Here is a 23,770-nt window from a genome sequence, read left to right on the forward strand (position 1 = left end):
TATCGTTTTAGTTTTTCCTAGCCTTGATCAAATCAAAGAACTGGTCGAACAAATAATCTGCATCGTGTGGACCTGGGCTTGCTTCTGGGTGATATTGTACCGAGAAAACATCTTTGTTCTTCATTTTTATTCCTGCCACCGTCTGGTCGTTCAAATGGGTATGTGTAATTTCCAGTTCGGCGTTGGCCTCTGTCTCTTCCCTATTCACGGCAAATCCATGGTTTTGCGAAGTGATCTCACCCTTACCGGTCATTAAATTTAGTATCGGGTGGTTGATTCCCCTGTGGCCATTGTGCATTTTATAGGTGGATACTCCGTTGGCCAATGCCAATACTTGGTGCCCCAAACAGATTCCGAACAATGGCTTGTCGGAAGCGATCATTTCTTTGGTTGCTGCAACGGCATCTGTCAAAGGCTCTGGGTCACCTGGTCCGTTTGATATAAAATATCCATCGGGGTTCCATTCCTTCATTTCCGAATACGACGTGTTGTATGGGAAGACTTTAATGTACGCTCCTCTTTTTGCCAGGTTTCTTAGGATATTCTTTTTGATTCCGATATCCAAAGCGGAAATTTTAATATCCGCATTTTCATCTCCATAGAAATATGGTTCTTTTGTGGATACTTTGGAAGATAGTTCCAGACCTTCCATGCTTGGCACTTGCTTCAACTCCTCTTTTAGAGCTTCGATTTCGTCAACTCTAGTGGAAATCAATGCGTTCATGGCTCCATTGTCCCTAATGTAGCTTACCAAAGCACGGGTATCTACATCGGAGATGGCCAAAAGGTTATTGTTGTCCAAGAAATCCAAAAGGCTCATAGTGGCGTCTGGTCTTGAATATTCGTAACTGAAATTTTTACAGATCAGACCTGCAATCTTAACAGAATCCGATTCCACTTCGTCCAAATGGGCTCCGTAATTGCCAATGTGCGCGTTAGTGGTCACCATTAATTGACCGTAATAGGATGGATCGGTAAAAATCTCTTGATAACCGGTCATCCCGGTGTTGAAACATACTTCTCCTACTGCGGTACCTTCTCTACCTCCGACTGCCTTTCCATAAAAAATGGTTCCATCGGCCAACAAAATCAACGCTTTTTTCTTTGTGTGATACTTCATTTCGTGCTCTAGTTTCAGTTATGACAAAAAAACATAAAAAAAGGATAAGTTTTCACTTATCCTTTTTCCTAAAATACAATAGTTAATAACATTCTTCTTATTCTTCAGAATCGTCAGTTTTTGTTTCAGCTGCCGGGGCCGGTGCTTCAACTTTTTTAGCTCCACCACCTCTTCTGCTTCTTCTGGTCGATTTCTTCTTAGGTTTACCTGCATTGTACAGCTCGTTGAAATCTACCAGCTCGATCATTGCCATATCGGCATTATCTCCCAATCGGTTTCCTAACTTAATAATTCTAGTGTAACCTCCAGGTCTGTCGCCAACTTTCTCAGCAACTGTACCGAACAATTCGGTTACAGCCTCTTTACTTCTCAAGTTACTGAAAACAACCCTTCTGTTGTGTGTACCTTTTTCGGTAGTCTGGTTGTTCTCGGTCTTGGCTTTGGTGATCAAAGGCTCGATAAACCTTTTCAACGCTTTGGCTTTTGCAACCGTTGTGTTGATTCTTTTATGTTCTATTAGGGAACAGCCCATGTTGGCCAACATTGCCTTTCTGTGTGCGGCAGTTCTACCTAAATGATTAAACTTCTTTCCGTGTCTCATTGTTCTAAGTTATCATCTTGCTACCAAATCCTTTTGTATGAGGAGAGCAAAATATGATTGTTAATCTTTATCTAATTTGTATTTGGAAAGGTCCATACCAAATTGTAGGCCTTTATTAATGACCAATTCTTCCAATTCGGTCAATGATTTTTTACCGAAGTTTCTGAACTTCATCAAATCGTTTTTATTGAATGATACCAAATCCCCCAAAGTATCCACCTCGGCAGCTTTAAGACAGTTCAGAGCCCTTACGGACAAATCCATGTCCACTAATTTGGTCTTCAACAATTGGCGCATGTGCAATGATTCCTCATCATAAGTCTCTGTCTGGGCAATTTCATCGGCCTCAAGGGTGATGCGCTCATCGGAGAACAGCATAAAGTGGTGAATCAAAACTTTGGCGGCCTCGGTCAATGCATCTTTTGGGTGGATAGAACCATCGGTAATGATTTCAAAAACCAATTTTTCGTAATCGGTCTTTTGCTCTACCCTATAGTTTTCGATGCTGTATTTTACATTCTTTATCGGAGTGTAAACAGAATCCACTGAAATTGTGCCCAGAGGGGCATTGGATTTTTTGTTTTCTTCCGCTGGAACATAACCACGACCTTTTTCTATAACGATTTCCATGTTGATGCTCACTTTCGGATCCATGTTGCAAATAACCAAGTCCGGGTTAAGGACTTGATATCCGGAGATGAACTTTTGGAAGTCACCAGCGGTCATTTGCTCCTTTCCGCTAACGGAAATGGATACGGTTTCGCTCTCAACATCATCAATCTGTCTTTTGAACCTAACTTGTTTTAGGTTCAGTATAATTTCTGTAACGTCTTCAACAACGCCTGGTATAACAGAAAATTCATGTTCAACTCCATCTATGCGCACAGAAGTGATGGCAAAACCTTCCAAAGAGGAAAGCAAAACCCTTCTCAGCGCATTCCCAACTGTTAATCCATATCCAGGTTCCAAAGGACGAAATTCGAATTTCCCCTCGAAATCTGTTGAATCGATCATTATAACTTTATCGGGCTTCTGAAAATTAAGTAATGCCATAATTGGATTAATGTTGAATTCTTATTTAGAGTATAATTCGACTATCAGTTGCTCCTTGATATTCTCAGGGATCTGAAGTCTTTCTGGAACAGCAACGTAAGTACCTTCTTTCTTTTCAGAGTTCCAAGTGATCCATTCGTAAACACTGCTATTGTTAGCCAAAGAATCTACGATGGACTGTACTGATTTAGATTTTTCCCTAACACCAACTACATCTCCTGCTTTTAGTGAATAGGATGGAATGTTAACAACATTTCCGTTTACGGTAATGTGACGGTGCGAAACCAATTGGCGCGCGCCTCTTCTTGATGGTGAAATTCCCATTCTGAAAACTACGTTGTCCAAACGAGACTCGCACAATTGAAGCAATACCTCACCGGTTACTCCTTCTTTTCTTTTCGCCTCGGCAAACAGGTTACGGAATTGCTTTTCCAAAATACCGTATGTGTATTTTGCTTTTTGCTTTTCCATTAACTGGATTGCGTATTCAGATTTCTTACCACGACGTCTGTTGTTACCGTGTTGTCCTGGAGGATAATTTTTCTTTTCGAACGACTTATCGTCTCCGAAAATCGCTTCTCCAAATTTTCTAGCGATTTTTGTTTTTGGTCCTGTGTATCTTGCCATCTTCTATTTATTTGAAAGTGCGATTATGAATTAAGGCTTATCCTTCGATAATCTAACTGCACCTTCGGGTGAAGACCCTTTTTAGGGGGCCCGTTAAACAATATAATTGATAATTAAACTCTTCTTCTTTTCGGTGGTCTACATCCGTTGTGCGGCAATGGAGTAACATCTACGATCTCTGTTACTTCGATTCCTGCATTGTGAATGGAACGTATAGCTGATTCTCTACCGTTACCTGGTCCTTTTACATAAACCTTCACTTTTCTCAGTCCTGCTTCGTGAGCAACCTTGGCACAATCTTCTGCTGCAACCTGTGCTGCGTATGGAGTGTTCTTTTTAGAGCCTCGGAAACCCATTTTACCTGCGGATGACCATGATATAACATCACCTTTCTTATTGGTAAGTGAAATAATGATGTTGTTGAAAGATGCAACAACATGCGCCTCTCCGGTAGATTCTACTACTACCTTGCGCTTCTTTGCTGTTTTGGTACTTGCCTTTGCCATATTTTTTAGTTTCTAGTGTTAGCTTTTTGGTTATTGGAATCCTAGACTTTTACATTTCAAACAGATTCTTCTAACGTCTAAATACTAATGACTATATATTATTTAGTTGCTTTTTTCTTGTTGGCAACTGTTTTTCTTTTTCCTTTTCTGGTCCTAGAGTTGTTTTTGGTACGTTGACCTCTCAATGGCAATCCGGATCTGTGACGAATTCCACGGTAACAACCGATGTCCATCAAACGCTTGATGTTCATTTGGGTCTCTGAACGAAGTTCTCCTTCTATGGTGTAGGCACCAACAGCTTCCCTGATTTTTCCGATTTCATCGTCGGTCCAATCTGAAACCTTGGTATCTTCACTTACTTGGGCCGCCGCCAAAATTTCCTTCGCCCTGCTTTTACCTACCCCGAAGATATAGGTAAGCGAAATAACGCCACGCTTTTGTTTAGGTATATCTACCCCTGCAATTCTTGCCATAATTACCCTTGTCTTTGTTTAAATCTAGGATTCTTTTTGTTGATTACATACAATCTGCCCTTTCTGCGAACAATCTTGCAGTCGGCACTTCTCTTCTTTATTGATGCTCTTACTTTCATGTAACTAGTATCTATACGTAATTCTTGCTTTTGTTAAATCGTATGGACTCATTTCCAACTTTACCTTATCCCCGGGAAGCAACTTAATATAGTGCATCCGCATTTTTCCGGAGATGTGCGCCGTTACCACGTGTCCGTTTTCCAATTCTACCCTGAACATTGCATTGGACAATGCTTCAATAATAGTCCCGTCTTGTTCTATTGCTGGCTGCTTTGCCATAAATTATGCTACTTTTCTGTTTTTACCGGTTTTCATTAAGCCATCGTAATGTCTGTTCAACAAATAAGAATTTACTTGCTGTACCGTATCAATAGCTACACCTACCATAATCAACAGTGATGTACCTCCATAAAACAATGCCCAACCTGCCTGTACATCCATCAACTTTACCACTACTGCCGGCAATACTGCCAAAAGTGCCAAAAAGATGGAACCAGGAAATGTAATCAAGGACATTATCTTGTCCAAATAGTTTCCGGTTTCTTTCCCTGGACGAATGCCCGGGATAAAACCACCACTTCTTTTCAGATCATCGGCCATTTTGTTCGTAGGCACGGTAATCGCTGTGTAGAAGTAGGTAAATATTATGATCAACACTGCAAACAGTATGTTGTAGGCCAATCCGAATATATCGGCAAATTGAACCTCCATCCATTGTCCTGCTGCGGTGTCGTTAAATGTTCTACCAATTAAACTTGGCGCGAACATAATTGCCTGTGCAAAGATAATGGGCATTACTCCAGATGCATTCAACTTAAGTGGAATGTACTGACGTGCTCCCATCACGTTCTTTTCGTATCCTCCAGAAGCTGTTCTTCTTGCGTACTGTACCGGAATCTGCCTTACAGCCATTGTTAAATACACACTGGCCAAGATAACCAAGAACCAAACAATCACCTCTATCAACATAAACATGATTCCACCGGTATTGTTGGTTGTTCTTGATACGAATTCCTGTGCAAACGCTTGTGGCAATGTTGCAATGATACCGACCATAATCAACAAGGAAATACCGTTTCCGATTCCCTTGTCGGTGATTTTCTCACCCAACCACATGGCAAACACACACCCTGTTACCAATATAATAACAGCTGGAACGATAAAATCCAAGCCCTTACCCAAAACAAAAGCACTGTCCGGTACACCTAGGGCGCCAAGACCGTACAAATAGGCAGGGGCTTGAACAATACAGATACCGATGGTTAACCAACGGGTAATCTGGTTTATGGTTTTTCTACCACTTTCTCCTTCCTTTTGTAGTTTTTGAAGGTAGGGAATCGCTATTCCCATCAACTGCACCACAATGGAAGCGGAGATGTAGGGCATAATACCCAAAGCGAACACCGAAGCATTCGCAAAAGCACCACCCGTAAAAGCATTCAGAATACCCAAGATACCATTTTCAGTGTTCGAGGATAATTGGGCCAACTGGGCGGTATCAATACCGGGAAGTACAACTTGCGCACCGAATCGGTACACCAACAATAAACCCAATGTTAGGATAATGCGTTGTCTTAGTTCTTCTATCTTCCAGATATTTGATATGGTCTCAATAAATTTCTTCATGCTATAATTCTTATAAACTTATTGCTTCACCTCCTGCCGACTCGATAGCAGCTTTAGCGGAAGCAGTAAATTTATGTACAGATACTTTTAGCGCTGCTTTTAATTCACCATCGCCCAATATCTTTACCAAATCGTTTTTATGTGCCAATCCGTTCTCCACAAGAATGTCCAAGGTAACAACATCTTTAATGGTTCCTTTGTCCACCAATTCTTGTAGTTTGCCCAAATTGATCCCTGTGTACTCTTTTCTGTTGATATTGGTGAAACCAAACTTGGGTACACGTCTTTGCAATGGCATCTGACCACCTTCGAAACCAATCTTTTTGGAATACCCCGATCTAGACTTGGCTCCTTTGTGCCCACGTGTTGCAGTTCCTCCTTTACCGGAACCTTCTCCACGTCCTACACGTTTTCCTTCTTTGTGCACAGCGCCATCCGCTGGTTTTAGATTATTCAAATCCATGTGCCTTTATATTTTAAGCTTCCTCTGTGGAAACCAAGTGTTTTACCTTATTTACCATTCCAAGGATACTAGGAGTTGCTTCGTGCTCAACCACCTGTCCGATTTTCTTTAGTCCAAGAGCCTCCAAAGTTCTTTTTTGGTTCTGTGGCTTTTTGATGCCGCTCTTTATTTGTGTAACTTTAATCTTTGACATAATATCCTCTATTTATCCTTTAAAGACTTTTTCCAAAGAAATTCCCCTCTGTTTTGCAACGGTATCCGCACTTCTTAGTTGCAACAATGCATCAAAAGTAGCTTTTACCACGTTGTGCGGGTTGGAAGAACCTTGGGATTTAGAAAGTACGTCCTGTACACCTACAGCTTCCAATACGGCCCTTACAGCTCCACCGGCAATTACCCCGGTACCGTGCGATGCAGGCTTAATGAATACTCTAGCTCCACCGAACTTTCCTTTTTGCTCGTGAGGCAGCGTGCCTTTGTTCAATGGAATACGAACCAAGTTCTTTTTGGCATCCTCGATAGCTTTGGCGATGGCCGTTGCTACTTCTTTGGATTTACCCAAACCATGTCCTACTACTCCGTTTTCATCACCAACCACAACAATTGCTGAAAAACCAAAGGCTCTACCACCTTTTGTTACCTTGGTAACCCTTTGTACTCCAACCAAACGGTCTTTCAACTCCAGTCCACCCGGCTTTACTGTTTCTACGTTTTTGTAATTCTGGTACATAGTTTATTAAAATTTTAGTCCGGCTTCCCTAGCTCCTTCAGCCAATGATTTTACTCTTCCGTGATATAGGTTTCCTCCCCTATCAAAAGCAACAGTTTCAACACCTAGCTTAAGAGCCTTTTCGGCTATGGCCTTACCCACGTTGGTCGCTACTTCGGACTTGGTTCCCTTGGCATCGACATCTTTATCCCTGGATGAAGCTGCCGCCAAAGTTACACCTTTATTGTCGTCAATCAACTGGGCGTATATTTCTTTATTGCTTCTGAATACAGACAACCTTGGTCTTGCTTCAGTTCCGAAGGAAACTTTTCGTATTCTTCTTCGGATGCGTAATTTTCTTTCAGTCTTAGATAATCCCATAGTCTTAATTATTAAGCTGATTTACCTGCTTTTCTTCTTAATTGCTCACCTACAAACTTCACTCCTTTTCCTTTGTAAGGTTCTGGCTTACGGAAAGATCTGATCTTGGCGGCCACCTGACCTACCAATTGCTTGTCGTGAGATGTTAGTTTTACAATAGGGTTTTTCCCTTTTTCGGAGATGGTCTCGATCTTTACTTCGGGAGCAATGTCCAGAACAATGTTATGAGAGAATCCGAGTGCCAAATCCAATTTTTGTCCTTGGTTGCTGGCTCTGTAACCAACGCCTACAAGTTCCAATTCCTTGGTCCATCCATTGGAAACACCTTCTACCATATTATTGATAAGAGCTCGGTATAAACCATGTTTTGATTTATGATCTTTGTCGTCGGAGGCTCTTTCTAAAACAACACTTCCGTCCTCGACTTTGATGTCGATTCCCGAAAATTCTTGTGTAAGCTCACCCATTTTACCTTTTACAGTAACCGTGGAGTCTTTCACTTCTACAGTGACTCCATCAGGAATGTTTACTGGACTGTTACCTATTCTAGACATTTTTCTTCTCTTTTCTCAATTAATATACGTAGCACAATACTTCACCACCTACGTTCTCCTGTTGGGCCTGCTTGCTTGTCATAACACCATGTGATGTTGATACAATGGCAATTCCCAATCCGTTCAGAACTCTAGGTAAATCGTTAGAGCCTGAATACTTACGCAGACCGGGCTTACTTACCCTCTGCAATTTTTTTATGATGGGTTCTTTGGTCAACTTGTCGTACTTAAGGGCTATTTTAATGTTCCCTTGTACTTTATCGTCCTCGAACTTATAGCTCAAAATATATCCTTGATCGAACAATATTTTGGTAATCTGTCTCTTTAGATTGGAACCTGGGATATCTACAACCCTATGACCTGCCTTGTTGGCATTTCTCAATCTGGTCAAATAATCTGAAATTGGATCTGTAAGCATTTCTTTTCTTTATCTAAATTACCAACTTGCCTTTTTAACTCCTGGAATTAGACCTTTATTGGCCATTTCCCTGAACATAACCCTAGATACACCGAAGTTTCTCATGTAACCACGTGGTCTACCAGTTAGTTTACAACGGTTTCTCATACGAACAGGAGAAGCATTCTTTGGCAACCTTTGCAAAGCCTCATAATCTCCCGCTTCTTTTAGAGCCTTTCTTTTCTCGGCGTATTTTTCTACCATTTTAGCCCTTTTTCTCTCGCGGGCTTTCATTGATTCCTTGGCCATTCTAGTTCTTTTTAAAGGGTACTCCCAGTTCGGTTAACAATGATTTTGCTTCTTTATCAGTTTCAGCGGAGGTCACAAACGTGATGTCCATACCATTGATCCTGTTAATTCTGTCGATATTGATTTCTGGAAAGATGATTTGCTCGGTAACTCCCAAATTGTAGTTACCTCTACCGTCGAAACCTGTGGCTTTAACTCCTGAGAAATCACGCACCCTTGGAAGGGCACTTGTGATCAATCTATCCAAAAATTCGTACATGCGTTCTCCTCTAAGGGTTACTTTGGCCCCGATCGGCATACCTTTTCTTAATTTAAAGGTAGCCACATCCTTTTTAGATAGGGTCGCAACCGCTTTTTGACCTGTAATATTGGTCAACTCGTCCACAGCGTGATCGATTAGTTTTTTATCGGAAACAGCAGCACCTACTCCTCGGCTAACCACTATTTTCTGCAACTTGGGAACTTGCATTACATTTTTGTAACCAAATTCTTCGGTCAGCGCCTTGATCACGCGCTCCTTGTATTCTTGCTTTAATCTTGGAATGTAACTCATGACTAAATTACTTCATTGGATTTTTTGGAAAACCTTACTTTTTTCCCGTCCCTTACTTCGTACCCAACACGAGTTGCCTCGCCAGATTTTGGGTCGATTAAGGAAAGATTGGAAATGTGTATAGGGGCCTCCTTTTTTGTTATGCCTCCTTGAGGGTTGTTCGCACTTGGCTTTTCGTGCTTGGACACCTCGTTGATGCCTTCTACGATAGCCTTGTTCTTTTCACGGTCTACTTTAAGTACTTTACCTTCGCTGCCTTTGTGGTCTCCCGCAATGACTTTTACCGTATCCCCTGTTTTTATTTTCAACTTCATCTTTCTGATATTTCTGTTATAGCACTTCAGGCGCCAATGAAACAATCTTCATGAATTGTCTGTCCCTCAACTCTCTTGCAACAGGACCGAACACACGAGTTCCTCTCATCTCCCCTGTCGGGTTCAACAACACACATGCGTTGTCATCGAAACGGATGTAAGAACCGTCAGGCCTTCTCACTTCTTTCTTGGTTCTAACAACAACTGCTGTAGAAACAGAACCTTTTTTTACAGTACCGTTTGGAGTGGCTTCTTTTACGGTAACAACAATTTTGTCACCCAAAGAAGCATATCTTCTTTTTGTTCCTCCTAGTACGCGGATGGTCAAAACTTCTTTTGCACCGGTATTGTCCGCAACTCTTAATCTTGATTCTTGCTGTACCATAATTATTTAGCTCTTTCTAGGATTTCTACCAACCTCCAGCATTTTGTTTTGCTCAATGGTCGTGTTTCCATTATTTTAACGGTATCACCTTCGTTGCAATCGTTCTTCTCGTCGTGCGCAACATATTTTTTGGTCTTCAGAACGAACTTCCCGTACATGGGGTGCTTCACTCTTTTTACCTCAGAAACCACTATCGATTTCTCCATTTTGTTGCTGGTAACAACGCCTATTCTTTCTTTTCTTAAATTTCTGTTTTCCATAAGGCAGAACCGATTATTGTAATTCCCTTTTAGTTAATTCAGTTGCAAGTCTTGCTACCGTCCTTCTAGTCTTCCTGATCTGTAAAGGATTTTCCAAAGGCGTAACGGCATGGGCCATCTTAAGATCGGCGTGTTGTTTTTTGAACTCGGCCAATCTCTCCTTTAGCTCTTCAATTGAAAGTTCTTTTATTTCTGATTGTCTCATCTTTCTTCTCAATTAAAAATTAGGCGGAATAATCCCTTGCTACAACAAACTTGGTCTTCACCGGAAGTTTTTGTGCCGCAAGCCTTAAGGCTTCCTGGGCAATCTCCTTTGGTACACCGGCAACCTCGAACATGATTCTACCCGGCTTTACCACGGCTACCCAATATTCCGGAGCACCTTTACCTTTACCCATACGAACCTCAAGAGGTTTTTTGGTGATGGGCTTGTCCGGGAATATTTTGATCCATAACTGACCTTGTCTCTTCATGTATCTTGTCGCAGCGATACGCGCAGCCTCTATCTGACGGGAAGTAATGAAGTGTGAATCCATGGACTTGATACCGAACATTCCATTGGAAAGTTGGTGCCCTCTCTGGGAGTTACCCTTCATACGCCCTTTCTGGGCCTTACGAAATTTTGTTCTTTTTGGCTGTAACATTTTACCTTACTTTATCTTAATTACTTTCTACGACGGGATTTCTTGTTATCCTTGCCGCCTTTTCCTTGACTTTTGCTCAATCCTACAAGTGGTGAAAGCTCTCTTTTTCCATACACCTCTCCTTTCATGATCCAAACTTTGATACCCAATCTACCATAAGTAGTATGAGCTTCGTGCAAAGCGTAGTCCACATCTGCACGGAAAGTAGACAATGGAATTCTTCCTTCTTTGTAGGACTCGGAACGTGCCATTTCTGCACCGTTCAATCGTCCGGAAATCTGAATCTTGATACCTTCGGCATTCATACGCATTGCTGCGGCGATCGCCATTTTAATGGCTCTCCTGTATGAAATTCTGCTCTCGATCTGTCTTGCAACACTGGCAGCGACCAAATTTGCATCAAGCTCAGGTCTCTTTATTTCGTGTATATTGATCTGAACTTCCTTATTGGTGATCTTCTTAAGCTCTTCCTTAAGTTTATCTACCTCTTGACCACCTTTACCGATTATGATACCAGGTCTGGATGTGGTAATGGTAATCGTGATCAATTTTAAGGTTCTCTCAATTATAATCCTTGATACACTGGCTTTGGCCAAACGCGCATAAAGGTATTTTCTGATCTTATCGTCTTCAGCCAGTTTATCGCCGTAATCATTTCCTCCGTACCAGTTGGATTCCCATCCTCTGATAATTCCTAAGCGATTTCCTATTGGATTGGTCTTCTGTCCCATATTATTCTTCTAGCTTTGAACGTTGTTATTGGCCTCCAAGATCATGGTTACATGATTGGAACGCTTTCTAATTCTATGTGCCCTACCTTGCGGAGCTGGTCTCAATCGCTTCAACATGGTTCCCCCATCTACACGGATCTCTTTAATATAAAGATCCGCAGCTTCGATATCGGCACCTTCATTTTTAGCTTCCCAGTTTGCAATCGCAGAAAGTAAAAGCTTTTCCAATTTTCTGGATGCCTCTTTAGGGTTAAACCTTAAGGTTGCCAAGGCCATCTCAATTTGCTTACCTCTTACCAAGTCAGCGACCAAACGCATTTTTCTTGGAGAAGTTGGGCAATTGTTAAGCTTTGCAATAGCAAGTTGCTTTTTTTCTTCTTTTAACCTTTCGGCCATTTGTCTTTTACGAACTCCCATAGCTTACTTACTTTTTACCTTTGTTTTTAGCCCCTGCATGACCTCTAAACGATCTTGTAGGTGAAAATTCCCCTAATTTGTGGCCCACCATGTTCTCGGTTACAAATACAGGAACAAATTGTCTCCCATTGTGTACCGCGATGGTCTGCCCAACAAAGTCCGGCGTTATCATAGAGGCCCTAGACCACGTTTTGATAACTGATTTCTTACCTGATTCTATATTGGCCTGGACTTTTTTCTCCAGACTAAAATGAACGTATGGTCCTTTTTTTAACGAACGTGCCATTTACTTTTCTTTTATTTCTTTCTACGTTCTATGATATATCTATTGGTGTCCTTGGTCTTGGAACGGGTTCTAAATCCTTTTGCAGGAATACCGTTCTTAGATCTTGGATGACCTCCTGAAGCCCTACCTTCACCACCTCCCATTGGGTGATCCACAGGGTTCATAGCTACTGGTCTGGTTCTTGGTCTTCTACCCAACCATCTGCTTCTACCAGCTTTACCGGATACAAGCAATTGGTGGTCGGAGTTGGAAACTGCACCGATGGTAGCCAAACAAGTAGCCAACACCATTCTAGTTTCCCCCGAAGGCAATTTAAGGGTTACAAACTTACCGTCTTTTGCCATCAACTGAGCAAATGTACCTGCACTACGAGCCATAATAGCTCCTTGACCAGGCCTTAACTCTATACAAGAGACAATAGTACCCAAAGGAACCTCACTCAAAGGAAGTGCATTTCCTATTTCGGGTGCAGATCCGGTACCAGACTGGATTTTTTGCCCAACCTGCATACCATTTTGCGCCACTACATACCTTTTCTCTCCATCCTTGTATTCTACCAAGGCGATAAACGCAGTTCTGTTGGGATCATATTGTATAGACACCACAGTGGCCTCTACACCTTGCTTATCCCTTTTGAAATCGATGATTCGATATCTTCTCTTATGACCACCACCTCTGTGACGCATGGTCATTTTTCCTTGACTGTTCCTACCACCTGACTTTTTTAACGGAGCAAGCAAGCTTTTCTCCGGCTTATCAGTAGTAATCGCGTCAAATCCGTTTACTACTCTAAAACGCTGCCCAGGGGTTATCGGTTTTAATTTTCTAACTGACATTTCTCGTCTTTATAGATTACTGTAAAAATCAATAATATCGCCTTCAGCCACATCAACAATTGCCTTTTTCCTAACATTTGTCTTACCGTGCTGAATTCCGGTTTTTGTATAACGACTCTTACGCGTTGGACCATATATCATGGTTCTTACCTTTTCAACAGAAACACCATAAGTAGCTTCTACAGCTTCCTTGATCTCCAACTTATTGGCTTTCGGATCAACATAGAAACCATAGCGATTGAAAAGCTCGCTGTCAGCGGTCATTTTCTCCGTAATTATCGGTTTTATCAACACACTCATGATTCTCTTATTTCTTTAGGTTCGATTCAATTCCTTCCAAAGCGCTTTCGGTCAAGACCAAACTAGTTGCATTAACTATTTTGTAAGTGTTTAATTCTGAGCCAGTTACGACTTCAGAGCGCTCCAAATTACGCGACGACAAATATACGTTATTATTTGTATCGCCCAACACTATAAGGGACTTTTTCTTTTCTATCCCCAAGGAAGACAAGAAATTAACGAAGTCCTTGGTCTTTGGAGCTTCAAAACTGAAGTCCTCCACAACCACCAAGGATTGCTCTTTAGACTTCATGCTCAAGGCCGATTTTCTGGCCAATCGCTTCATGTTCTTGTTCAACTTTTGGGTATAATCCTTTGGTCTTGGACCAAAAATCCTACCACCACCCCTAAAAACAGGTGATTTGATACTTCCCGCCCTTGCGGTACCGGTACCTTTTTGTTTTTTGATCTTTCTGGTACTACCAGCGATTTCAGCTCTCTCCTTGGCTTTGTGCGTTCCTTGCCTTTGATGGGCCAAGTACTGCTTAACATCCAAATAAATAGCGTGCTCGTTAGGCTCTATCGCGAAAACATCGTCAGAAAGCTCTACCTTTCTACCTGTTTCTTTTCCGTTGATATCTAATACTGCAACCTTCATTACTTCTCAATTGTTACGTAAGCATTCTTATGACCTGGAACACATCCTTTGACAACCAAAAGATTTTTCTCAGGAACCACTTTCAATACTCTCAAGTTTTGAACTGTCACTCTTTCACCACCCATTCTACCGGCCATACGAAGACCTTTAACAACTTTAGAAGGGTAAGATGCCGCACCGATGGAACCTGGAGCCCTCAATCTATTGTGCTGACCGTGTGTCGCTTGTCCAACTCCACCAAAACCATGACGTTTTACAACACCTTGGAATCCTTTTCCTTTGGATGTACCGATTACATCCACAAATTCACCTTCCACAAATAGATCGACACCAACAGTATCACCTAATTTGTATTCACCTTCAAATCCTTGGAACTCAACGACTTTTTTCTTAGGAGAAGTACCTGCTTTCTTGTAGTGACCTGTTTCGGCCTTGTTAGCACGTTTTTCTGCCTTGTCATCGAAACCTAATTGAAGGGCTTTGTACCCGTCCACCTCTTCGGTTCTGACTTGGGTAACCACGCATGGCCCAGCTTCTAGCACGGTACATGGAATATTTTTTCCATTCTCGTCGAAAATGCTGGTCATACCGATTTTTCTACCTATTAACCCAGACATATTTAATTAATTAATAATTACTTACTTATTTAAAATCTCGCCAATTATTTGGCAAAAAAATTGGGTCAAGAAAAACATTCTGTTCTGACCCAGATTTTTTTCTTTCTCCGTTTTTCCCGAACCGTCGTTCGGGACATGTCGTTTCTGCTCGAGGCAGAAACATTATCAGACTTTGATCTCAACCTCGACACCACTTGGAAGCTCGAGCTTCATAAGTGCATCGATGGTTTTTGATGAAGAGCTATATATATCCAATAGTCTTTTATATGAACTTAATTGGAACTGCTCTCTCGATTTTTTATTTACGTGAGGGGAACGCAAAACTGTAAATATCTTCTTGCGTGTTGGCAATGGAATTGGTCCAGTCACCACAGCCCCTGTTGTTTTTACTGTCTTCACGATCTTTTCAGCAGATTTGTCCACCAAATTGTGATCGTAAGATTTCAATTTTATTCTAATTTTTTGACTCATCTTGCTGAAAAATTAAGCGGTTACTCCTTTAGCTGCTTTTACAACTTCCTCTGCAATATTGGAAGGGGTATCGGCATAGTGTGAAAATTCCATTGTTGATGTTGCTCTACCAGAGGACAATGTTCTCAAAGAAGTTACATACCCGAACATTTCGGATAGTGGCACTTCAGCTTTGATAACCTTGGCACCGGCCCTGTCGGACATGTTGTTCACTTGACCCCTTCTACGGTTCAAGTCCCCAACAATATCACCCATGTTCTCTTCTGGTGTCAACACCTCCAATTTCATGATTGGCTCCATTATTACCGCTTTTGCTTTCTTAGCAGCCTCCTTATAACCCAATTTGGCAGCCAATTCAAAAGAAAGCTGATCAGAATCCACCGGGTGGAACGAACCATCTTTCAGGGTAATTTTCATAGAATCCATTTCGAAACCGGCCAAAGGACCATTTTTCATAGCCTCTTTGAATCCTTTTTCAACCGACGGCACAAATTCCTTAGGAATGTTACCACCTTTAATTTCGTTCACAAACTCAAGTCCGGATTTTCCTTCCTCGGCAGGTTCCATAGTAAATACGATATCCGCAAATTTACCACGACCACCTGTTTGCTTCTTATATGTCTCCCTATGATCGGCCGTTCCAGTAATAGCCTCTTTGTACTCTACTTGAGGTTGGCCTTGATTCACATCCACCTTGAACTCACGTTTAAGACGGTCACAAATAATATCCAAGTGAAGCTCGCCCATTCCAGAAATAATGGTCTGACCTGAAGCCTCATCTGTTTTTACCTGGAATGTTGGATCTTCTTCGGCCAATTTAGCCAAGGCCATACCCAATTTATCAACATCAGCCTTTGTTTTTGGCTCCACCGCGATACCGATTACGGGATCAGGGAAATCCATACTCTCCAATACTATCGGAGCATTCTCGGCCGACATGGTATCTCCTGTCTTAATATCTTTGAAACCAACAGCCGCACCAATGTCCCCTGCTTCGATATAATCGATCGAGTTTTGTTTATTGGAGTGCATTTGGTAAATACGGGAAATACGCTCTTTTTTACCTGAACGGTTGTTCAATATATAAGAACCTGCATCCAAACGACCTGAATACGCTCTAAAGAATGCCAAACGACCAACAAAAGGATCGGTAGCAATTTTAAATGCAAGCGCAGCAAAAGGCTCTTTTGGATCCGGCTTTCTTGTAACTTCTTTACCTGTATCCGGATTTACACCAACGATATCATCCTTGTCCAATGGCGATGGCAAGTAACGACAAACAGCATCCAACAAGAACTGAACACCTTTGTTTTTAAACGAAGAACCACAAACCATAGGAATGATAGCCCTATCCATTACAGCGGCACGCAATGCAGCATGCACTTCCTCCTCTGTGATAGAATCCTCATCTTCGAAGAATTTCTCCATCAACTCCTCATCATACTCCGCAACAGCCTCAATAAGGGCAGCTCTATACTCTCTTACCTCTTCCTGCATTTCTGCTGGAATATCAACTACATCAAAGGTAGAACCGAAGTTATCCTCGTGCCAAACAACAGCTCTGTTCTTGGCCAAATCCACGATACCTTTAAAATCCGCTTCCTCTCCAATTGGCAACACAATTGGCACAGCGTTCGAACCCAACATTTCTCGAACCTGCTTGCACACGTTCAAAAAGTTGGAACCTTGACGATCCATTTTGTTTACGAATCCAATACGGGGCACCTTGTAGTTATCGGCCAATCTCCAGTTGGTTTCCGACTGAGGCTCAACACCATCAACAGCACTGAACAAGAAAACCAAACCATCCAACACACGCAAAGAACGGTTCACCTCAACAGTAAAGTCCACGTGTCCGGGAGTATCTATAATATTAAAGTGATAATCTTTTGTATCTGGCAAAGTCTGCGCATTCTCCATTGGAAACTTCCAAGTACAAGTCGTAGCTGCAGAAGTAATGGTAATACCTCGCTCCTGCTCTTGCTCCATCCAGTCCATGGTAGCCGCACCATCGTGCACCTCTCCGATTTTGTGACTCACACCTGTATAGAAAAGAATACGCTCTGTAGTCGTCGTCTTACCTGCGTCAATGTGTGCCGCAATACCTATGTTCCTTGTATATTTTAAATCTCTTCCCATTGTATTGATTAGAATCTAAAGTGCGAGAATGCTTTATTGGCCTCGGCCATTTTGTGTGTATCTACTCTCTTTTTCACTGCAGCACCTTCTTCTTTGGCCGCTGCCAAAATCTCGGCCGCTAATTTTTGGGCCATAGATTTTTCATTACGTTTTCTAGAAAAACTGATCAACCACTTCATAGCAGTTGAGATTTTTCTATCTGGACGAATTTGCATTGGAATCTGAAATGTAGCACCACCCACTCTTCTACTTCTAACCTCAACGTGCGGCATTACATTGGAAAGAGCATCTTTCCAAAGCTCCAATCCTGTTTTTTCCTCGTCCGTATTCTTTTCATCGACTATCTCAATGGCATCATAAAATATTTTAAATGCAATTGATTTCTTACCGTCCCACATCATCATGTTAACAAAACGCGTAACAAGTTGATCGTTAAATTTTGGATCTGGTAATAATGGCCTCTTTTTTGCCTGCTTTTTTCTCATCGCTTCTTCTTAAAAATGATTAATTTTTAGGGCGCTTTGCACCATACTTAGATCGTCGCTGAGTTCTACCTGCAACACCTGCAGTATCCAGCGCACCCCTAACGATATGATAACGCACACCAGGCAAATCCTTTACTCTCCCACCTCTAACCAATACTATCGAGTGCTCCTGGAGGTTGTGGCCTTCTCCGGGGATATATGCGTTGACCTCTTTACCGTTAGTTAACCTCACCCTTGCAACTTTACGCATTGCAGAGTTAGGTTTTTTTGGTGTAGTAGTGTAAACACGCGTACAAACCCCTCTTCTTTGAGGACACGAATCCAAAGCAGCCGATTTACTCTTCTTGGTAATTGTGGCCCTTCCTTTTCGTACTAATTGTGAAATTGTTGGCATTAAATTTCTTTTAAAAACTAAATAACCCTCTTTTTGAGGGCTGCAAATGTAATGATAATTCCCAATAATTCAAATCCATACCGATTTAATTTTCATCTTAACAGAAAAAAGTTGTGCGCCCAGTAAACCAATAGAGTCAACATGGAACCACAACAGCAAAATATCACCACCAAACAAAGTGTTTTCATTTGTTTTTTTACCCCTTATATATATTAAGGTATACCATAAATTTCAAATCTGTTTATGTTAACATTTCTATAACATATTTCGTTAACATTATTTTTGATTTCACTTCAATCCAATCAAAATACAGTTGATTTAAATATACCGCCCCTCTTTTATGTTAAATCATGTTTATTATGCATTATATAATCATTTGACTTAATTTTTATACATCTATTAATCATACTCAATGATTTTATTGTTATCCAAATTAAATCCATATTCTTAAATATTTTATAAAATTATTTTGGATTATTAACATGAAATTAAGATTTTAGCAATCAGCTAATTCAAATAATTTAACAATGAGAACAAAACTTAATGGATTGTTAACGCTATTATTGGCGTTTGTTGTGCATATATCCTATGCGCAGGACAAGACGATTACAGGTACGGTTACGGATGGCGATGGCCTCCCGCTGCCTGGGGTCAACATTGTCGTTGAAGGGACCTCCACGGGTACCCAAACGGATTTTGATGGGAACTATGCCATCAGCGCAAGTGAAGGCCAAACACTTCTCTTTACCTACATTGGCCAGAGACCCGCAACCAGAACTGTTGGCGCATCCAGCGTAATAAACGTTCAGATGGAGGCGGATACTCAAGCGCTCGAGGAAGTTATTGTTACCGCACAAGGTATCAAGAAAGAAAAGCAAGCTCTAGGTTATGCGGTTTCCGAAGTAGGAAACGAGCAATTGGAGCAGCGTGCCGAGGGTGATGTCGGACGTATTCTGACAGGTAAGGCCTCCGGGGTAAACATTACTTCCCAAAGTGGTCTTTCAGGATCTGGTACAAGTATTATTATTCGTGGTTTAAGCACATTTAGTGGAAGTAACCAGCCATTGTTCATTGTTGATGGTGTACCTTTCGATAGCGGAACCAACAGTGTTGGGTCGATTGATGGGAACTCCGATGACGACTTTATAGATGGCAACAACGGCTCCAGCCGTTTCTTGGATTTGGACCCGAACAATATTGAAAGTGTAAACGTACTTAAAGGTCTTGCTGCAGCAACATTATATGGTACGGCAGGGCGTAATGGGGTAATCTTGATTACCACTAAAAACGGTGCTGCTGGAACTGCGGCCAAGAAAAATGAGATTACCGTTTCCAGCTCTATTTTCTTCAACGAGATTGCTTCGTTGCCAGATTACCAAGATCAGTACGGTAACGGATTCGACCAAAACTTTGGATGGTTCTTTAGTAACTGGGGACCAAGTTTTGATAGAGGTGGAATCGCTGGATGGGGAGCTCAACCCTCAATTGATGACAATGGAACATTGGCTCACCCTTATTCAACTTCTACATCTGCAATCCAAGCAGCGTTTCCAGAATTTCAAGGCGCCCGTTACGATTGGAAACCTTATGATAGCGTTGAAAAATTCTTTAGAACCGGGGTAGTTCAAACTAACTCTGTAAACGTTCGTGGAGCTTCGACCGACGGAAAAGTATCCTACAACGCTAACTTTGGGCATCTGGACGATCAAGGTTTTACCCCTGGCAACCAATTGAAAAGATATACCATAGGAATGGGGGGCAGAGCAGAACTATCAAACAAATTTACCATCTCAGGAACATTGAACTATGCCAAAACGGATTTTGAGACACCTCCTGTTGCTGCAAGTACAGGTAACAGTGTATTCGGTACAGGTTCTTCCATATTCGCAAACTTGTTCTACACTCCCCGAAGTGTAGATATCCAAGGATTGCCTTTCGAGAACCCAATTAATGGATCCAGCGTTTACTATCGTCAAAATAATAGTATACAACACCCATTGTGGACAGTAAAGAATACAAAAAACCAACAGGTTACCAATCGTATTTTCGGTAATGCTGCAATGTCGTACAATATTAACGACAACTTGAATTTAACTTATAGATTCGGGCTAGATGCATACAGTGAAAACAATACCAACTATCAAAACAAAGGTGGTGTTGGTGGTAGTGTCGCTACACAAAGTGGAATACTGCAAACTTGGAACAACACCAATACCATTAACGACCACAACCTTATACTAACTGGCCAATATGAACTATCTGAAAAAGTAGGATTCAGCTTTAATGCAGGTGCCACAACAAGGAGAGAAGTTTTTGACCAGAACGGTGTAGCTAGTTCCGGCCAACAGGTATTTGGCGTTCTTAGACACTTCAACTTTGCACTTCAAGATGAGATTCAGTTCTTCCAAGAGAGGAATATTGCAGGCGCATATGGCCAGTTGGATTTCGATTATGACAGAATGGTGTACTTAACCTTGGCAGGAAGGAACGATTGGGTATCCAACCTAGCAAGAGAAAATCGTTCTATATTCTATCCATCCGCGAGTGTTTCTGTGATTCCTACCAAAATATTCCCAGGGTTACAAACACCAGGAGGAGTTAATTACCTTAAACTTAGAGCTGGTTACGGAACTTCGGCAAACTTCCCGACAGGATATCCAGTGGCGTCCACGCTAAACCTGAACACCCAGTCATTCCAAGATGGATCTGGTGTTGATGTAGTGGGCAACACAAGTGCCAATCTTTTGGGTAACCCAAATTTGAAGCCCGAGCTTTTATCTGAGATCGAAGTAGGTATGGAATCAAGGTTCTTTAACAGCCGTTTAACGCTAGATGTATCTTACTACAGTAGAACAACCGAAGATTTGATCATCGATAGACCACTTGATCCATCTACAGGTTATACTTCCACACAAACAAACATTGGTGAGATCAAATCCGATGGTTGGGAAATTGACTTGGGAGCGGATATCTTCCGTAACGATGGCGATGGGTTCAACTGGAACATCAATGCCAACTGGACAACTTACGACTCCGAAGTTACCGACCTTGGTCTTGATACCGATATTGTTGTATATGCCGGGTTCAGTAACCTGGGTAATGCAGCCATCGTAGGAGAACAATTAGGTGTAATCGTTGGTAGTAGGATCGGCAGAACCGAAAGCGGAGAGTTTTTGGTAAATTCTGCTGGTGATTATGTAGTTGAGGAAGGTACTTTTGTAATTGGCAATCCAAACCCGGACTGGCAATTTAACGTGGCAAACACATTGAGATTTAAAAATTTCTCTTTGAATTTCTTGGTAAACTACACCCACGGCGGGGACATATACAGTCGTACTGTTTCTACCCTATTGGGTAGAGGTCTGACCACGGATACAGAAGATCGTTTGAACACGTACATCCTTCCGGGTGTATTAGCGGACGGCACTCCTAACACCAGACAGATCAACAACTCAACGTTCTACTTCAACAACGTTCTATTTGGACCGGATGAATTAGGTATTTACGATGCTTCGACCATCAGACTTCAGGAGTTGGGATTAACTTATGCCCTACCAAGTAAATTTTTGGACAAAACTCCTTTCGGAAGCTTGAGCTTCACGGTATCAGGACAGAACCTATGGTATAAAGCCATCAACATGCCCGATGGAACAAACTTTGATCCAAACGTTGCGGGTGTAGGTGTTGGTAACGGTGCTGGTTTTGATTACCTAAATGGACCTAGTTCTAGAAGATACGGTTTGAGCGTTAAAGCATCATTTTAATTAGAAAAAAATTGAATCATGAAAAAAATAACAAAATACTTTGGTTTTGCTCTAATGACCGCCACATTGCTCTTCTCGTGTGAGACAGTAGAATTGGACATTAGTGAAAACCCTAATCAACTCACCCCGAGTCAGGCGAATCCTGATTTCTATTTGAACGCCCTTCAAGAAACTTTTGCTCGTGTAGTGGAGGAACTTGGCGAGAATGGTGCAGAGGTGACAAGAATAGAGAATATGAATGGTAGAAATTACCAGAACAACTATTCTCCATCATCTTTCGATACAGCTTGGGAAAGAGCGTATCAAGAGGTAATAAAGAACATTCGCGACATGAATGTTCTGGCCGAAGAAGCTGAATTGACCTACCATATTGGAATGGGCCAATTCATAGAGGCTTACACAATTACCCTTTTGGTGGATTATTTTGGAGATGTACCTTATACAGAGGCCATCGCAGCTCCAGAGATCCTTAATCCACAAGTTGATGGCGGAGCAGATATTTATGCAGCTGCATTGGCCTTGGTAGACCAAGCCATTTCTAGCTTCAATGCGACACCATCTGCATTGCCTCAATACGATTTCTTTTATGACGGGGATGCCAGCCAATGGATCAAGGCCTGTAACACTTTAAAATTAAGGTTACACCTAAATCTAGGCAACACAGCTGCATTCAACTCAATAATCAGTAGTGGAAATTACATTCAAAATACAGAAGATGACCTACAATTCCAGTGGGGCGCCAACCAGGTACAACCAGATACAAGGCATCCAAACTATTCGCAAAACTACTCCAACGAAGGTGGTGGCGACTATGCTTCTATTTGGTTGATGGATATGATGGATACCACAGGTGACCCTAGGATCAGATATTACTTCTATCGTCAGAGCGAAACTGTACCTGGTGCTCCAGGTGTAGCCCCTAACGAAGAAACCTTGGCATGTTCCCTTACCAGTGCACCTGCACATTATGTAAATGGAGGATACCCATACTGCTCTTTGCCTAATGGCTACTGGGGAAGAAATCACGGTAACGATGAAGGTATTCCACCAGATGGTCTTTTAAGGACTTCTCCCGGTGTTTACCCACAAGCAGGTAAGTATGATGACAGTACGTTCTCTGAAATTTCATTAGTTACAGGTGGACAAGGGGCAGGTGTAACACCAATGCTTTTGGCCTCTACGGTTGACTTTTGGAGAGCTGAGTTGGCCATGGCAACAAGCCCAGAGGCAGCAAGACCGTTTATGATTTCCGGTATCGAAAAATCTATCGCCAAGGTTCAAACCTTTGGTAGCTTAGACCCAGATGCCGACCTTTCTGTTGGCCCAACCGCACTCGAGATCAACGACTTTGTTTTGAACAGAGGAGCTGCTTTCGATGAAGCAGAGGGAACCGACAAGTGGAACGTATTGGCGGAACAATTCTTTACTGCATTAAAAGGAAACGGCCATGATGCCTATAACTTTTACAGAAGAACAGGATTCCCTGATAACCTTGAGCCAAACATAGAGCCAGATCCAGGAGCATTCATCCGATCTTTCTTCTATCCTGCAAATGCTGCTAGTAACAATCAGTTTATAGTACAGAAATCAGGTGTTGCGAGCCAAGTATTCTGGGATACAAACCCTGCATCTCCAGCATTTCCACCTGCTAACTAAAA

35 protein-coding genes are annotated in these 23,770 nt (G+C 41.8%); 2 read left to right on the plus strand and 33 right to left on the minus strand.

Features of this window, described 5'->3' with window-relative positions; translation table 11 throughout:
* Nucleotides 1-7: 7 nt before the first annotated feature.
* The 33 genes from carA to rpsL form a co-directional block, all read right to left on the minus strand.
* Nucleotides 8-1,120, minus strand: a complete 1,113-nt coding sequence (gene carA / locus ABTP35_RS03245; protein ID WP_224837442.1) for a glutamine-hydrolyzing carbamoyl-phosphate synthase small subunit — start codon at nucleotides 1,118-1,120, stop codon at nucleotides 8-10.
* A 97-nt stretch (nucleotides 1,121-1,217) separates the two neighbouring features.
* Nucleotides 1,218-1,721, minus strand: a complete 504-nt coding sequence (rplQ, locus tag ABTP35_RS03250) for a 50S ribosomal protein L17 (protein ID WP_293293910.1) — start codon at nucleotides 1,719-1,721, stop codon at nucleotides 1,218-1,220.
* A gap of 60 nt (nucleotides 1,722-1,781) precedes the next feature.
* Entirely contained in the window at nucleotides 1,782-2,774 is a 993-nt protein-coding gene (locus tag ABTP35_RS03255; protein WP_224837440.1) for a DNA-directed RNA polymerase subunit alpha, read from the minus strand.
* Between the two features lie 21 nt (nucleotides 2,775-2,795).
* Nucleotides 2,796-3,401, minus strand: coding sequence for a 30S ribosomal protein S4 (gene rpsD, locus ABTP35_RS03260; protein ID WP_224837439.1), 606 nt, complete (start codon nucleotides 3,399-3,401; stop codon nucleotides 2,796-2,798).
* Nucleotides 3,402-3,514: 113 nt separating this feature from the next.
* A complete protein-coding gene (gene rpsK, locus ABTP35_RS03265) occupies nucleotides 3,515-3,907 on the minus strand; it encodes a 30S ribosomal protein S11 (protein ID WP_224837438.1) in 393 nt (130 codons plus the stop codon).
* A gap of 98 nt (nucleotides 3,908-4,005) precedes the next feature.
* Nucleotides 4,006-4,380 (minus strand): 30S ribosomal protein S13, encoded by a 375-nt coding sequence (gene rpsM / locus ABTP35_RS03270; RefSeq protein WP_224837437.1) that lies wholly within the window; start codon nucleotides 4,378-4,380, stop codon nucleotides 4,006-4,008.
* Nucleotides 4,381-4,382: 2 nt separating this feature from the next.
* Entirely contained in the window at nucleotides 4,383-4,499 is a 117-nt protein-coding gene (gene ykgO / locus ABTP35_RS03275) for a type B 50S ribosomal protein L36 (RefSeq protein ID WP_010519235.1), read from the minus strand.
* Between the two features lie 4 nt (nucleotides 4,500-4,503).
* Nucleotides 4,504-4,719 (minus strand): translation initiation factor IF-1, encoded by a 216-nt coding sequence (infA, locus tag ABTP35_RS03280; protein WP_014031991.1) that lies wholly within the window; start codon nucleotides 4,717-4,719, stop codon nucleotides 4,504-4,506.
* Nucleotides 4,720-4,722: 3 nt separating this feature from the next.
* Nucleotides 4,723-6,066 carry a preprotein translocase subunit SecY gene (gene secY / locus ABTP35_RS03285; RefSeq protein WP_224837436.1) on the minus strand — a complete coding sequence of 448 codons (1,344 nt, stop codon included), beginning with the start codon at nucleotides 6,064-6,066 and terminating at the stop codon, nucleotides 4,723-4,725.
* A 10-nt stretch (nucleotides 6,067-6,076) separates the two neighbouring features.
* Nucleotides 6,077-6,529: a 50S ribosomal protein L15 gene (gene rplO, locus ABTP35_RS03290; RefSeq protein ID WP_224837435.1), complete on the minus strand. Its 453-nt coding sequence runs from the start codon at nucleotides 6,527-6,529 to the stop codon at nucleotides 6,077-6,079.
* A gap of 13 nt (nucleotides 6,530-6,542) precedes the next feature.
* On the minus strand, nucleotides 6,543-6,722 hold the full coding sequence (gene rpmD / locus ABTP35_RS03295; RefSeq protein WP_224837434.1) for a 50S ribosomal protein L30: 180 nt from the start codon (nucleotides 6,720-6,722) through the stop codon (nucleotides 6,543-6,545).
* A 12-nt stretch (nucleotides 6,723-6,734) separates the two neighbouring features.
* Nucleotides 6,735-7,259 (minus strand): 30S ribosomal protein S5, encoded by a 525-nt coding sequence (rpsE, locus tag ABTP35_RS03300; RefSeq protein ID WP_224837433.1) that lies wholly within the window; start codon nucleotides 7,257-7,259, stop codon nucleotides 6,735-6,737.
* Nucleotides 7,260-7,265: 6 nt separating this feature from the next.
* Nucleotides 7,266-7,619 carry a 50S ribosomal protein L18 gene (gene rplR, locus ABTP35_RS03305; RefSeq protein ID WP_224837432.1) on the minus strand — a complete coding sequence of 118 codons (354 nt, stop codon included), beginning with the start codon at nucleotides 7,617-7,619 and terminating at the stop codon, nucleotides 7,266-7,268.
* Between the two features lie 11 nt (nucleotides 7,620-7,630).
* Nucleotides 7,631-8,173: a 50S ribosomal protein L6 gene (gene rplF / locus ABTP35_RS03310; RefSeq protein WP_224837431.1), complete on the minus strand. Its 543-nt coding sequence runs from the start codon at nucleotides 8,171-8,173 to the stop codon at nucleotides 7,631-7,633.
* 19 nt (nucleotides 8,174-8,192) lie between these two features.
* Complete coding sequence (gene rpsH, locus ABTP35_RS03315; RefSeq protein WP_224837430.1) at nucleotides 8,193-8,591, minus strand: 30S ribosomal protein S8; 399 nt, start codon at nucleotides 8,589-8,591, stop codon at nucleotides 8,193-8,195.
* An 18-nt stretch (nucleotides 8,592-8,609) separates the two neighbouring features.
* On the minus strand, nucleotides 8,610-8,879 hold the full coding sequence (gene rpsN / locus ABTP35_RS03320; protein ID WP_293293901.1) for a 30S ribosomal protein S14: 270 nt from the start codon (nucleotides 8,877-8,879) through the stop codon (nucleotides 8,610-8,612).
* A gap of 1 nt (nucleotide 8,880) precedes the next feature.
* Nucleotides 8,881-9,432, minus strand: a complete 552-nt coding sequence (rplE, locus tag ABTP35_RS03325; RefSeq protein WP_108246819.1) for a 50S ribosomal protein L5 — start codon at nucleotides 9,430-9,432, stop codon at nucleotides 8,881-8,883.
* Nucleotides 9,433-9,434: 2 nt separating this feature from the next.
* Nucleotides 9,435-9,746 (minus strand): 50S ribosomal protein L24, encoded by a 312-nt coding sequence (rplX, locus tag ABTP35_RS03330; RefSeq protein WP_224837428.1) that lies wholly within the window; start codon nucleotides 9,744-9,746, stop codon nucleotides 9,435-9,437.
* 16 nt (nucleotides 9,747-9,762) lie between these two features.
* Entirely contained in the window at nucleotides 9,763-10,131 is a 369-nt protein-coding gene (gene rplN, locus ABTP35_RS03335) for a 50S ribosomal protein L14 (protein WP_014032002.1), read from the minus strand.
* A gap of 2 nt (nucleotides 10,132-10,133) precedes the next feature.
* A complete protein-coding gene (rpsQ, locus tag ABTP35_RS03340; RefSeq protein WP_014032003.1) occupies nucleotides 10,134-10,391 on the minus strand; it encodes a 30S ribosomal protein S17 in 258 nt (85 codons plus the stop codon).
* Nucleotides 10,392-10,404: 13 nt separating this feature from the next.
* Entirely contained in the window at nucleotides 10,405-10,596 is a 192-nt protein-coding gene (gene rpmC, locus ABTP35_RS03345) for a 50S ribosomal protein L29 (RefSeq protein WP_014032004.1), read from the minus strand.
* Nucleotides 10,597-10,615: 19 nt separating this feature from the next.
* Entirely contained in the window at nucleotides 10,616-11,035 is a 420-nt protein-coding gene (gene rplP / locus ABTP35_RS03350; RefSeq protein ID WP_224837427.1) for a 50S ribosomal protein L16, read from the minus strand.
* Between the two features lie 20 nt (nucleotides 11,036-11,055).
* Complete coding sequence (rpsC, locus tag ABTP35_RS03355) at nucleotides 11,056-11,766, minus strand: 30S ribosomal protein S3 (RefSeq protein WP_224837426.1); 711 nt, start codon at nucleotides 11,764-11,766, stop codon at nucleotides 11,056-11,058.
* A 9-nt stretch (nucleotides 11,767-11,775) separates the two neighbouring features.
* Entirely contained in the window at nucleotides 11,776-12,183 is a 408-nt protein-coding gene (gene rplV / locus ABTP35_RS03360; RefSeq protein WP_014032007.1) for a 50S ribosomal protein L22, read from the minus strand.
* Nucleotides 12,184-12,190: 7 nt separating this feature from the next.
* Nucleotides 12,191-12,469: a 30S ribosomal protein S19 gene (rpsS, locus tag ABTP35_RS03365; RefSeq protein WP_014032008.1), complete on the minus strand. Its 279-nt coding sequence runs from the start codon at nucleotides 12,467-12,469 to the stop codon at nucleotides 12,191-12,193.
* Nucleotides 12,470-12,480: 11 nt separating this feature from the next.
* Nucleotides 12,481-13,305: a 50S ribosomal protein L2 gene (rplB, locus tag ABTP35_RS03370; protein ID WP_224837425.1), complete on the minus strand. Its 825-nt coding sequence runs from the start codon at nucleotides 13,303-13,305 to the stop codon at nucleotides 12,481-12,483.
* 9 nt (nucleotides 13,306-13,314) lie between these two features.
* The gene (gene rplW, locus ABTP35_RS03375; RefSeq protein ID WP_224837424.1) at nucleotides 13,315-13,605 is read right to left on the minus strand and encodes a 50S ribosomal protein L23; all 291 of its coding nucleotides are present in this window, start codon (nucleotides 13,603-13,605) and stop codon (nucleotides 13,315-13,317) included.
* Nucleotides 13,606-13,612: 7 nt separating this feature from the next.
* Nucleotides 13,613-14,242 (minus strand): 50S ribosomal protein L4, encoded by a 630-nt coding sequence (gene rplD / locus ABTP35_RS03380; RefSeq protein WP_224837423.1) that lies wholly within the window; start codon nucleotides 14,240-14,242, stop codon nucleotides 13,613-13,615.
* Nucleotides 14,242-14,859 (minus strand): 50S ribosomal protein L3, encoded by a 618-nt coding sequence (gene rplC / locus ABTP35_RS03385; protein ID WP_224837422.1) that lies wholly within the window; start codon nucleotides 14,857-14,859, stop codon nucleotides 14,242-14,244. The genes rplD and rplC overlap by 1 nt, the downstream gene beginning before the upstream one ends.
* 165 nt (nucleotides 14,860-15,024) lie before the next feature.
* Nucleotides 15,025-15,330 carry a 30S ribosomal protein S10 gene (gene rpsJ / locus ABTP35_RS03390; protein WP_014032013.1) on the minus strand — a complete coding sequence of 102 codons (306 nt, stop codon included), beginning with the start codon at nucleotides 15,328-15,330 and terminating at the stop codon, nucleotides 15,025-15,027.
* A 12-nt stretch (nucleotides 15,331-15,342) separates the two neighbouring features.
* Nucleotides 15,343-17,469 carry an elongation factor G gene (gene fusA, locus ABTP35_RS03395; protein WP_224837421.1) on the minus strand — a complete coding sequence of 709 codons (2,127 nt, stop codon included), beginning with the start codon at nucleotides 17,467-17,469 and terminating at the stop codon, nucleotides 15,343-15,345.
* 8 nt (nucleotides 17,470-17,477) lie between these two features.
* A complete protein-coding gene (rpsG, locus tag ABTP35_RS03400; RefSeq protein WP_108246806.1) occupies nucleotides 17,478-17,954 on the minus strand; it encodes a 30S ribosomal protein S7 in 477 nt (158 codons plus the stop codon).
* Nucleotides 17,955-17,973: 19 nt separating this feature from the next.
* Complete coding sequence (rpsL, locus tag ABTP35_RS03405; RefSeq protein WP_014032016.1) at nucleotides 17,974-18,348, minus strand: 30S ribosomal protein S12; 375 nt, start codon at nucleotides 18,346-18,348, stop codon at nucleotides 17,974-17,976.
* Nucleotides 18,349-18,875: 527 nt separating this feature from the next.
* Between rpsL and ABTP35_RS03410 the strand changes: the two genes are divergently transcribed.
* The gene (locus ABTP35_RS03410) at nucleotides 18,876-22,112 is read left to right on the plus strand and encodes a SusC/RagA family TonB-linked outer membrane protein (protein WP_293293895.1); all 3,237 of its coding nucleotides are present in this window, start codon (nucleotides 18,876-18,878) and stop codon (nucleotides 22,110-22,112) included.
* Between the two features lie 18 nt (nucleotides 22,113-22,130).
* A complete protein-coding gene (locus tag ABTP35_RS03415) occupies nucleotides 22,131-23,768 on the plus strand; it encodes a SusD/RagB family nutrient-binding outer membrane lipoprotein (RefSeq protein WP_293293893.1) in 1,638 nt (545 codons plus the stop codon).
* Nucleotides 23,769-23,770: the final 2 nt, after the last annotated feature.

The organism is Flagellimonas alginilytica, from assembly GCF_042134605.1.
Classification (GTDB): Bacteria; Bacteroidota; Bacteroidia; order Flavobacteriales; family Flavobacteriaceae; genus Flagellimonas; species Flagellimonas alginolytica.